Source organism: Nocardiopsis prasina DSM 43845 (genome assembly GCF_000341265.1).
Lineage (GTDB): Bacteria > Actinomycetota > Actinomycetes > Streptosporangiales > Streptosporangiaceae > Nocardiopsis > Nocardiopsis prasina.
On the sequence record NZ_ANAE01000152.1, the window covers coordinates 1 to 10,723 of the forward strand.

The 10,723-nt window shown below is 73.0% G+C and carries 8 protein-coding genes; all 8 read left to right on the forward strand.

What is annotated here, in order from left to right; all coding sequences use genetic code 11:
- The coding region (locus D452_RS0117585; RefSeq protein WP_017545460.1) for a sodium:solute symporter family transporter at window positions 1-617 on the forward strand (617 nt) is incomplete at its 5' end.
- A 220-nt stretch (window positions 618-837) separates the two neighbouring features.
- Window positions 838-1,215: a DUF2255 family protein gene (locus tag D452_RS0117590; protein ID WP_017545461.1), complete on the forward strand. Its 378-nt coding sequence runs from the start codon at window positions 838-840 to the stop codon at window positions 1,213-1,215.
- A gap of 342 nt (window positions 1,216-1,557) precedes the next feature.
- Window positions 1,558-2,943: an MFS transporter gene (locus tag D452_RS0117595; RefSeq protein ID WP_017545462.1), complete on the forward strand. Its 1,386-nt coding sequence runs from the start codon at window positions 1,558-1,560 to the stop codon at window positions 2,941-2,943.
- Window positions 2,940-5,075 (forward strand): molybdopterin oxidoreductase family protein, encoded by a 2,136-nt coding sequence (locus tag D452_RS0117600; RefSeq protein ID WP_017545463.1) that lies wholly within the window; start codon window positions 2,940-2,942, stop codon window positions 5,073-5,075. Before D452_RS0117595 ends, D452_RS0117600 begins: the two co-directional genes overlap by 4 nt.
- Entirely contained in the window at window positions 5,072-6,514 is a 1,443-nt protein-coding gene (locus D452_RS0117605) for an FAD-dependent oxidoreductase (protein ID WP_017545464.1), read from the forward strand. Before D452_RS0117600 ends, D452_RS0117605 begins: the two co-directional genes overlap by 4 nt.
- 360 nt (window positions 6,515-6,874) lie before the next feature.
- On the forward strand, window positions 6,875-9,385 hold the full coding sequence (gene nirB / locus D452_RS0117610) for a nitrite reductase large subunit NirB (RefSeq protein WP_017545465.1): 2,511 nt from the start codon (window positions 6,875-6,877) through the stop codon (window positions 9,383-9,385).
- Window positions 9,382-9,744 carry a nitrite reductase small subunit NirD gene (gene nirD / locus D452_RS0117615; protein WP_017545466.1) on the forward strand — a complete coding sequence of 121 codons (363 nt, stop codon included), beginning with the start codon at window positions 9,382-9,384 and terminating at the stop codon, window positions 9,742-9,744. Before nirB ends, nirD begins: the two co-directional genes overlap by 4 nt.
- Before the next feature lie 29 nt (window positions 9,745-9,773).
- Window positions 9,774-10,723: uroporphyrinogen-III synthase (locus D452_RS0117620; RefSeq protein ID WP_026129425.1), on the forward strand; the 950-nt coding region annotated here is incomplete at its 3' end.

Genomic DNA, 10,723 nt, shown 5'->3' on the forward strand with positions numbered 1-10,723 from the left:
TCATCGCCAGCTTCTTCGTGTTCGTTCCGGTGATCATGCTGGCCACCTCGGCGGCCGTGCTCATGCCCGGGATCAACGGCGACGAGTCCGTCCTGCGCCTGGCCACCGACGGCCACCTGCCCACGCTGATCGGCGGGCTGCTGCTGGCCGGTGCCGTCGCGTTCGTCGTCACCACGGGTTCGTCGTTCATGCTCTCCGGCGCCTCCAACATCGCCTTCGACCTGTTCGCCAGGTTCGGCGGGGACAAGATCAGTGACCGGGGCACCCTGGTCGTGCAGCGGCTGTCCGTCGTCGCCATCGCCCTGGTCGCGGTCGCTCTGGGTCTGTACTTCCCCACCGTCCTCGACCTCCAGATGTACTCGTACACGGTCTACGGCGCGGCGATCACCCCGGCCGTGCTCGCGGTCCTGTTCTGGAAGCGCGCGACCACGACCGGTGCCGTGGCCGCGCTGATCACGGGCACGGCCGTCACCATCGGCTGGGAGGTGGCCGGAGCCCCGGGCGGGTTCAACGGCGTGATCATCGCGCTGCCCGCCGCCGTCCTCGCCCTGTTCGTCGGAAGCATGCTCACCAAGGCGCCCGACGCCCGGACCCTGGAGGCCGCGGGCGTGGACTGACCGGGACACGCACCGCTCGTCGCGGTGCCGGGCCCGCAGCGGGCCCGGACCCCACACCCTCGGGGCGTGGGCCGACCCTCAGGGGGTCGGTCCACGCCCCGATCCGGTTCCCAAGAATCGGCCGCCGCTCCCCACAGGTTGGGCAAAGGGCCGTGTCCGGCCGGGAGTCCCTGGAAAGGGTGGGGAGGACGTCGTGTGACGGACGCGGGGGAGGACACCGATGAGCGGGTGGACCGAGGAGCAGCTCGACGGGATCGGCGGCACGGGGGAGATACGGATCACCTCCCGAGGCGATGACGGGGAGCTGCGGCGTTCCCGGATCATCTGGGTGGTGCGTGAGGGCGACGAGCTCTACGTCCGTTCCGTCAACGGGTCGGGAGCCGCCTGGTACCGGGGAACCCGTGACCACCTCGCCGGGCACGTCAGCGCGGACGGCGTGGAGGCCGACGTGGCCTTCGAGGACGCCGACGACTCCCTGGACGACCGGATCGACGCCGCCTACCGGGCCAAGTACGGGGCGGGGTCCGCTGCGGTCGACCAGATCACGAGCCCGGACGCCCGTGCCACCACGATGAGGCTGGTACCGGACCCGGCCTGAGCGGGGCGCCGCCCACACGGGCCGCTCGCGCCTCCTCCCGTGGAGCGCCCGCTCCATGGCGCTATTGCCAGGACATGATGGTCGCGCCCCGGTGCTCGTCGGGCACGTCGGAGACCGGCTTCGCGCGTGATTCCGCACACATCAGCGCAAAAGGGGCGCACGCCACTTGCTGTGGCACAGGCGGAGCACTACTTTCCGACCTGCGCCGACAGGTCTTCTCACCACGGCCGCGCCCTCTGAGTGAGCCGACTGTTTCCCGCGTGTTACTGCTGGACACCCCCAGGCAACGCGGCCTTCCTACCTTCGGACTCGTCGACAACCGTCAAGCAGGAAGGCACCCCCGTGACCCCCGGAACAGGCCGACGCGCGCCGCGCACCGGCAGGAGCTGGATCTCCCGCTGGGACCCCGAGGACGAGGGCTTCTGGAACGACGGGGGGCGCCGCGTGGCCCGCCGCAACCTCTGGGCCTCCATCGCCTCCGAACACATCGGGTTCTCCGTGTGGAGCATCTGGTCGGTGCTCGTGCTGTTCATGACCCCCGAGCACGGCTTCTCCACCACCCCCGAGCAGAAGTTCCTCCTGCTGTCGGTGGTCACCCTGGTCGGCGCCGTCCTGCGCGTCCCCTACACCCTGGCCGTGCCCGTCTTCGGCGGACGCAACTGGACCGTCATCGCCACCCTGATGCTCATCGTCCCCACCGTCGCCGCCTTCTTCCTCGTCCGCGACCCCGACACCCCCTTCTGGCTGCTGCTGGTTCTGGCCGCCACCGCGGGCGTGGGCGGCGGCAACTTCTCCTCCTCCATGGCCAACATCAACTCCTACTTCCCCGAGCGGGAGAAGGGGTGGGCCCTGGGCCTCAACGCGGGCGGCGGCAACATCGGGGTCGCCACCGTCCAACTGGTCGGACTGGCCGTCATCGCCCTGTTCACCACCTCCGCCGGGTACCTGGTCCCGCTGTTCTACGCGCCGCTGATCCTGCTGTCGGCCTGGTGGGCCCACCGGTCCATGAACAACCTCGTCCACGTGCGCGGTGACGTGGCGGGGCAGCTGTCGGCCACCCGCGACCGCCACTTCTGGATCATGTCGCTGCTCTACGTGGGCACCTTCGGCTCCTTCATCGGCACCGGGTTCGCCTTCGGGCTGCTGCTCCAGGCCCAGTTCGGCCTGGAACCCGTGCAGTCGGCGGGGATCGCCGTCCTGGGACCGGTCGTGGGTTCCCTCATCCGCCCCGTCGGCGGCAGGCTGGCCGACTCACTGGGCGGGGCCCGCGTCACCCTGTGGGTGTTCACCGCCATGGCCGCCTGCGCGGCCGTGCTCGTCCTGGCCGTCCAGGCCGGTCACCTGCTCCTGTTCGTCGGTGCGTTCGCGGTGATGTTCGTCCTCACCGGACTGGGCAACGGCTCCACCTACAAGATGATCCCCTCCATCTACGCCGCCCGTGCCGAGGACGCCATCGCCGCAGGGGAACCCCGCGAACAGGCCCTGGCGCGCACCAAGCGCGTGGCCTCCTCCATGCTCGGTCTCATCGGCGCGGTCGGTGCTCTGGGCGGGGTGGCCATCAACGTCGGTTTCCGCGAGGCCTTCGCCGCGACCGGCTCCAGCGCCCCGGCCTTCGTCGCCTTCGGTGCCTTCTACCTGCTCTGCGCCGTGGTGACCTGGACCGTGTACCTGCGGCGTCCCTCCCGCTCCGCCTCCACTGACGAGCCCGTCCGGGCCACGGCCCGATGACCACCACCCACTGCCCCTACTGCGCGCTCCAGTGCGCCATGCGCCTGGAACCGGGGACGGACGGGCGTCTGACCGTCCGTCCCGCCCCCTTCCCCACCAACCGAGGGGGACTGTGCCGTAAGGGGTGGACCTCCGCCGAGGTCCTCACCGTCCCCGACCGGCTCACCCGCCCCCTGCTGCGCAAGGACCGCGGCTCCGACCTGGTCGAGACCGACTGGGACACCGCCCTGGACCACGTCGCCGAACGCCTGTTGTCCCTGCGAGCCGAATCCGGCCCCGACTCCGTCGCGGTCTTCGGGGGCGGCGGTCTGACGAACGAGAAGTCCTACACCCTGGGCAAGTTCGCGCGCCTGGCCCTGGCCACCTCGCAGATCGACTACAACGGCCGCTTCTGTATGTCCTCGGCCGCCGCCGCGGGAACGCGCGCCTTCGGCCTGGACCGGGGCATGCCCTTCCCGCTGACCGACGTGGCCGAGGCCGAGGTGGTCGTGCTCGCGGGGGCCAACCCCGCCGAGACCATGCCGCCGATGATGGGCCACCTGTCCGCGCCCGCCCTCATCGTCATCGACCCCCGCCGCTCGGCCACCGCGCAGGTCGCCCTCGACCAGGGCGGTCTCCACCTGGCTCCCCGGCCCGGAACCGACCTGGCCCTGGCACTGGGACTGCTGCACGCCGCGCGCGTGGGCGGTTGGTGCGACGACGAGTTCGTCGGCGAACGCACCACCGGGTTCGACGCCGCCTGGGAGCACGCCGCCGCCTGGTGGCCCGAACGCACCGAACAGGTCACCGGCGTGCCCGCCTCGGGCATTCGCGCCGCCGCGGACCTCCTCGGCCGGGCCGCCCGCAACCGCTCCGCCTACGTGCTCACCGGACGCGGCACCGAACAGCACGCCAAGGGCACCGACACGGTCTCGGCCTGGATCAACCTCGCGCTGGCCCTGGGCCTGCCCGGCCGCCGGGGCTCGGGGTACGGGTGCGTCACGGGGCAGGGCAACGGTCAGGGCGGGCGCGAGCACGGCCAGAAGGCCGACCAGCTGCCGGGTTACCGCCGCATCGACGACCCCCGCGCCCGCGACCACGTGGCCGGTGTGTGGGGAGTGGACCCGGGCGCCCTGCCCGGTCCCGGCCGTTCGGCCTTCGAACTCCTCGACGCCCTGGGCACCCCCGACGGACCCCGCGCCCTGCTGCTGTTCGGCTCCAACCCCGTGGTCTCCGCCCCCCACACCGCACGCGTACGCGCCCGCCTGGACTCCCTGGACCTGCTGGTGGCGGCCGACTTCGTGCTCTCGGAGACCGCCGCCACGGCCGACGTGGTCCTGCCCGTGGCCCAGTGGGCCGAGGAGACCGGCACCATGACCAACCTGGAGGGCCGCGTACTGCGCCGCGCCCGGGCCACCGCTCCGCCCGACGGCGTGTGGACCGACCTGGAGGTCCTCTCCGCCCTTGCCGTGAGGTTGGGACAACCCGCCCAGCGCTTCCCCACCGACCCCGACACCGTCCTGTCCGAACTCGGCCGCGCCTCCGCCGGAGGAGCCGCCGACTACTCCGGCGTCACCCCCCAACGCCTGGACGACGGCCAGGCGCTGTACTGGCCGGTGCGCACCCCCACCGAGTCCACCCCCCGCCTGTTCCTGGACTCCTTCGCCCACCCGGACGGGCGGGCCCGCCTCGTCCCGGTCGCCCACCGGCCCCCCGCCGAGACCACCGACCCCGACTACCCCCTGGTGGCCACCACCGGCAGGCTCATGGGCCACTACCAGTCCGGGGCCCAGACCCGCCGCGTGGCCGAACTCGACGGCGCCGAACCCGAGGCGTACGTGGAGGTGCACCCCGACACGGCCGCCCGCGCCGGACTCGCGGCCGGGGCCCGGGCCCGCGTCACCTCCCGCCGCGGCCACACCGACGCCAGGGTGCGCCTGGTGCCCACCGCCCGCCTGGACACGGTGTTCCTGCCCTTCCACTTCGCCGGGGACCAGTCCGCGAACAACCTCACCCACCCGGCACTGGACCCCACCAGCCGCATGCCGGAGTTCAAGGTCAGCGCGGTGCGCCTGGAACCCGCCCCGCCCGTTCTGAGCAGCAGGGGAACCCCCGACCCGGCCGACACCCCCACACCAGGAGGCATCAGTTGAACACCGTGCAGGGCGCGCCCCCGCGCCGGGTCGTGGTCGTCGGCAACGGGATGGTCGGTGCCCGCTTCGCGGAGGAGGCGGCCCGCCTGGACCCGGACGGAGAACGCGTGCGCGTGAGCGTGGTCGGCACCGAACACCACCCCGCCTACAACCGCGTCCTGCTCTCGGGCGTGCTCGCCGGGGACTACACCCCGGAGCAGATCCGCCTGCCCGCCCTTGGCGGCCCCGGCGTCACCGTGCGCACCGGCGTGGCTGCCACCGCACTGGACACACGACGCCGGACCGTCACCCTGGACGACGGCTCCCGACTGCCCTACGACGAACTCGTCCTGGCCACCGGGGCACGCGCCGCACTCCCTCCGATCCCGGGCGTGCGTGCCCCGGACGAGGGTCCGGGGGAGGGGGTGAGCGCCCTGCGCGACCTGGAGGACTGCCAGCGTCTGCTCGCGCTGGCCCGCCCCGGCGCCCCCGTGGTGGTCCTGGGCGGCGGCGTCCTGGGACTGGAGGCGGCACGCGGCCTCGTGGCCCGGGGCATGCGGGTGTCGCTCGTGGAGTCCTCCCCCTGGATCATGCGCCGACAGATCGACCAGGGGGCCGCGCGCGTCCTGGCCGCCAGCTACGCCGCCTTGGGCGTGGACGTGCACTCCTGGCGGGTCGCCGCGCGCTGGATCCCCGGCACCGGCCTGGAACTGGACGACGGCCGGGTCCTACCCGGCGACGCCCTGGTGGTCACCGCCGGGGTGCGTGCCAACACCGAACTGGCCTCCGAGGCCGGGATCGTGGTCGACCGCGGTGTCGTCGTGGACGACCGCCTGGCCACCTCCGACGCCCGCGTGCACGCCATCGGTGACTGCGCCCAGCACCCCGGCGGCGGTGCCGGGCTCGTCCAGCCCGGATGGGAACAGGCCGCGGTCCTGGCCGGACGGCTGACCGGTACCGCTCCCCACGCGACCTACACCGGGGCCCGGCCGCTGACCCGCCTCAAGGCCGAGGGCATCGAGCTGACCGCGTTCGGTCGGGTCCATGAGGACGAGGACGCCCAGGACCTGGAGACGGTGACCATCAGCGACCCCCACGGCGGTCGTTACGCCAAGCTGTCGGTGTGTGAGGAGAAGGTGGTGGGCGCGGTGCTGCTGGGATTCCCCGAGGCCGCCGCCACCCTGTCCCAGCTCTACGACACCGGCGCCCCGGTGCCCTCCGACCGCCTGGCCCTGCTCCAGGGGCTGCCCACCGCGGCCCCCGAGCCCCAGGAGGCGGGGGAGGCGCTGGTGTGCCGGTGCAACGCCGTGAGTCGCAACGACATCGAGCAGGCGTGGCTGGACGGCGCCCGTACCCGTGAGGCCATCGCCGATCGCACGCGCGCCACCACCGGCTGCGGAGGGTGCGTGCGCGACGTGCGGGCCCTGCTGTCGGGGATGCAGGGCACGCCGGTGGGATGACCCCGTACCCGCGAAGAGGTGGGAGGGTTCGGCGCCGCCACCGGTCCGTCCCACCGGGGGCGCGGGCCGGACCCCCGCCCCGCTGGGGCGTCAGCGCCGCACCGCTCCACGCCCCTCCCCACTGGGGCGCCAGAGCCGTACCGCCCAATGCCCCCGCCCCGCTGGGGCGTCAGCGCCCTACCGGCTCCTCCCGCTGGAGTGCCAGCGCCGCACCGCTCCACGCCCCACCGAATCACGCGCCCCTGACCTGTGGTGGCAGCACAACGAAACAGTCGCGACACACCTGACTGATGCGGGGGAAACACCCGGGAGGTTGCCTGGGGACAGTCCGCCCCCGCAGCAGGAGGAGCCGCGCACACCATGGAAGAACTCGTCGTCATCGGCAACGGCATGGTCGGCCACCGGCTGGTCGAGGCCCTCCGTGACCGCGACACCGCCCGACGGTGGCACGTCACCGTCGTGGGCGAGGAGCCCCGCACCGCCTACGACCGGGTGGCCCTGTCCTCCTACTTCGACGGCGCCAGTGCCCACGACCTGTCCCTGGGCGACCTCTCCGGCCCCGCCGTCGACGTGCACGTCAACGAACGCGCCACCGCCGTCGACCGTGCCGACCGCACCGTGACCACCGCCTCCGGACGCGTACTGCCCTACGACCGTCTGGTCCTGGCCACGGGCTCCACCCCGTTCGTGCCGCCCATCCCCGGCCACGACCTGCCCGGCTGCCACGTGTACCGGACCATCGAGGACCTGGACGCCATCACCGCCTCCGCCCGGGGCGCCAGCACCGGAGTGGTCGTCGGGGGCGGACTGCTGGGCCTGGAGGCCGCCAACGCCCTGCGTCTGCTGGGCCTGGAGGCGCACGTGGTCGAACTCGCCCCCCACCTCATGCCCGCCCAGATCGACCAGGGCGCCGCCGCGCTCCTACGCGCGCTGGTCGCCGACATGGGTGTGCGGGTCCACACCGGCACCGCCTCGACGGCAGTCGAGGCCTCACCCCTGGGCCGCGCCGCCCGGCTGGTCCTGGACGGGGGCGCCCACCTGGACGCCGACCTGGTCGTGTTCTCCGTGGGCATCCGCCCCCGCGACGAGCTCGCCCGCTCCGCCGGGCTCGAGGTCGGCGAACGCGGCGGCATCGTCATCGACGACACCTGCACCACCGGCGACCCCCGCGTCCACGCCATCGGCGAGGCAGCCAACCACCAGGGCACCGTCTACGGCCTCATCGCCCCCGGCAACGCCATGGCCGAGGTCGTCGCCGACCGCCTCCTGGGCGGACAGGCCACCTTCACCGGCGCCGACACCTCCACCAAACTCAAACTCCTCGGCGTGGACGTGGCCAGCTTCGGCGACGCCCACGGGCGCACACCCGGAGCCCTGGACGTGGTCGTCAACGACGCCGCGGGCGGCCGTTACGCCAAGCTCGTGGTCTCCGACGACGCCACCACGCTCCTCGGCGGTGTCCTGGTCGGCGACGCCTCCGCCTACGCCACCCTGCGCCCCCTGGTCGGATCCCCCCTGCCCGGGGACCCGCTCACCCTGATCACCCCCGAGGGCACCGCCGACCTGGGCACGGACTCCCTGCCCGACTCCGCCCAGATCTGCTCGTGCAACGCCGTCACCAAGGGCGACCTCACCCGGGCCGTCGCCTGCGGCAACCACGACGTCCCCTCCCTCAAGGCCTGCACCCGGGCGGGCACCAGCTGCGGCTCCTGCGTACCCGTGCTCAAGCAGATCCTCGCCCAGTCCGGCATCGAGCAGTCCAGGGCCCTGTGCGAGCACTTCCCCCAGTCGCGCGCCGAACTCGTCGAGATCGTCCGGGCGACCGGCACCTCCACCTTCTCCGCGCTGATCGCCGTCCACGGCACCGGACACGGCTGCGACATCTGCAAACCCGCCGTCGCCTCCATCCTGGCCTCCCTGGGCAACGGGCACATCCTGGAGGGTGAACAGGCCACCCTCCAGGACACCAACGACCGCTACCTGGCCAACATCCAGCGCAACGGCACCTACTCCGTGGTGCCGCGCATCCCCGGCGGCGAGATCACCCCCGACAAGCTCATCGTCATCGGCGAGGTCGCACGCGACTTCGACCTCTACACCAAGATCACCGGGGGCCAGCGCATCGACCTGTTCGGCGCCCGCCTCGAACAGCTGCCCGCCATCTGGGCACGCCTGGTGGAGGCCGGGTTCGAGTCCGGGCACGCCTACGGCAAGTCGCTGCGCACCGTCAAGTCCTGCGTGGGCACCACCTGGTGCCGCTACGGCGTCCAGGACTCGGTGGGCCTGGCCATCCGGCTGGAGGAGCGCTACCGGGGTCTGCGCTCACCCCACAAACTCAAGTCCGCCGTCTCCGGATGCGCCCGCGAGTGCGCCGAGGCCCGGGGCAAGGACTTCGGAGTCATCGCCACCGACCAGGGCTGGAACCTGTACGTGGGCGGCAACGGCGGCTTCACCCCCCGTCACGCCGAACTCCTGGCCGCGGACCTGGACGAGCCGACCCTCATCCGCTACATCGACCGGTTCCTGATGTTCTACGTGCGCACCGCCGACCGGCTCCAGCGCACCGCTCCGTGGATCGAGTCCCTCGAAGGCGGCCTGGACCACCTGCGCGACGTCGTGGTCCACGACACACTGGGTATCGCCGCCGAACTGGAGGAGGCCATGGACCGCCACGTGGCCTCCTACGCCGACGAGTGGGCGGCGGTCCTGGCCGACCCGGACAAGCTCTCCCGGTTCGTCTCCTTCGCCAACGCCCCCCACACCCCCGACCCCAGCATCAGCTTCACCACCACCCGTGACCAGCGCGTACCCGACACCTCGTCCGTGAACCTGGGCATGCCCGCCCGCCGACCCCAGGAGGCCACCCGATGACCGTCACCACCGCCCCGGCCAGGACCTGGACCGACGTCTGCCCCGCTCACCTGCTGCGCGTCGAGGACGGCGTGGCCGTACTGCTGCCCGACGGCAGACAGGCCGCCCTGTTCCGCACCCGCGACCACCACCTGTACGCGGTGGACAACATCGACCCCCGCACCGGAGCCGCCGTCATCTCACGCGGGATCGTCGGCGACAGGGCCGGAGAACCCACCGTCGCCTCACCCATGCTCAAGAACGTCTTCTCGCTGCGCACCGGGCACGGCCTGGACGACGAAGACACCCACCTGACCACCTGGCCCGTTCGCCAGCGCGGCACCACCGTGCAGATCGCCACGGAGGAGGGAACACCGTGAACCCCGTCCCCGCCGTTCCCGAGGACACCATCCCGGCCCAGGCCGCCGCACCCGCCACCACCGCCCCACTGGCCGGTTTCACCGTGGCGGTGACCGCGGCCCGCCGCGCCGAGGAGCTCAGCGCCCTCCTGCGCCGCAAGGGCGCCGAGGTGGTGGCCGCGCCCGCCCTGCGCATCGTGCCGCTCAGCGACGACCAGCGCCTGGCCTCGGTCTCCGAGGAACTCGCCCGACGCCCCGCCGACGTCGTCGTGGCCACGACCGGCATCGGCTTCCGGGGCTGGGTCGAGGCATGCGAGACGTGGGGCACCGCCGAACGGCTCCTGGTCAGCCTGCGCGCCTCACGCCTGCTGGCCCGCGGCCCCAAGGCCCGCGGCGCCATCCGCGCGGCCGGACTCACCGAGGAGTGGTCACCGCCCTCGGAGTCCTCCGCCGAGGTGCTGGACCACCTGCTCGACCAGGGTGTTCAGGGCCTGCGCGTGGCCATCCAGCTGCACGGTGAGCCGCTGCCCGACTTCACCGCCGCGCTCCGCATGGCCGGAGCCGAGGTGGTCGAGGTGCCCGTCTACCGCTGGACCCAACCCGAGGACACCGCCGCCCTGGACCGGCTCATCGAGGCCGTCACCAGCGGGGGAGTGGACGCGGTCACCTTCACCAGCGCGCCCGCCGCCGCCGGACTGCTCGCCCGCGCCCACACCACCGGTCACCAGGGCGGCCTCGTCCGCGCCCTGCGCGGCGACGTCCTGGCCATGTGCGTGGGGCCGGTCACCGCCCGGCCGCTCATGGCCCACGACATCCCCACGGTGTGGCCCGAGCGGGCCCGCATCGGCTCCCAGGTCCGCAAGCTCTCCGAGGAACTGCCCGGCCGCTTCCCCGCCCTGACCGTGGCCGGACACCGCCTGCGCCTGCGCGGCCACGCTGTCCTGATCGACGGCACCGTCCGCACGCTCTCACCCACACTGATGCGGCTCCCGCGCGCCCC

Coding starts and splice junctions, on each gene's coding strand:
- D452_RS0117590 (WP_017545461.1), top strand. CDS start 838: ATGAGCGGGTGGACCGAGGAGCAGCTCGACGGGATCGGCGGCACGGGG.
- D452_RS0117600 (WP_017545463.1), top strand. CDS start 2,940: ATGACCACCACCCACTGCCCCTACTGCGCGCTCCAGTGCGCCATGCGC.
- nirB (WP_017545465.1), top strand. CDS start 6,875: ATGGAAGAACTCGTCGTCATCGGCAACGGCATGGTCGGCCACCGGCTG.
- nirD (WP_017545466.1), top strand. CDS start 9,382: ATGACCGTCACCACCGCCCCGGCCAGGACCTGGACCGACGTCTGCCCC.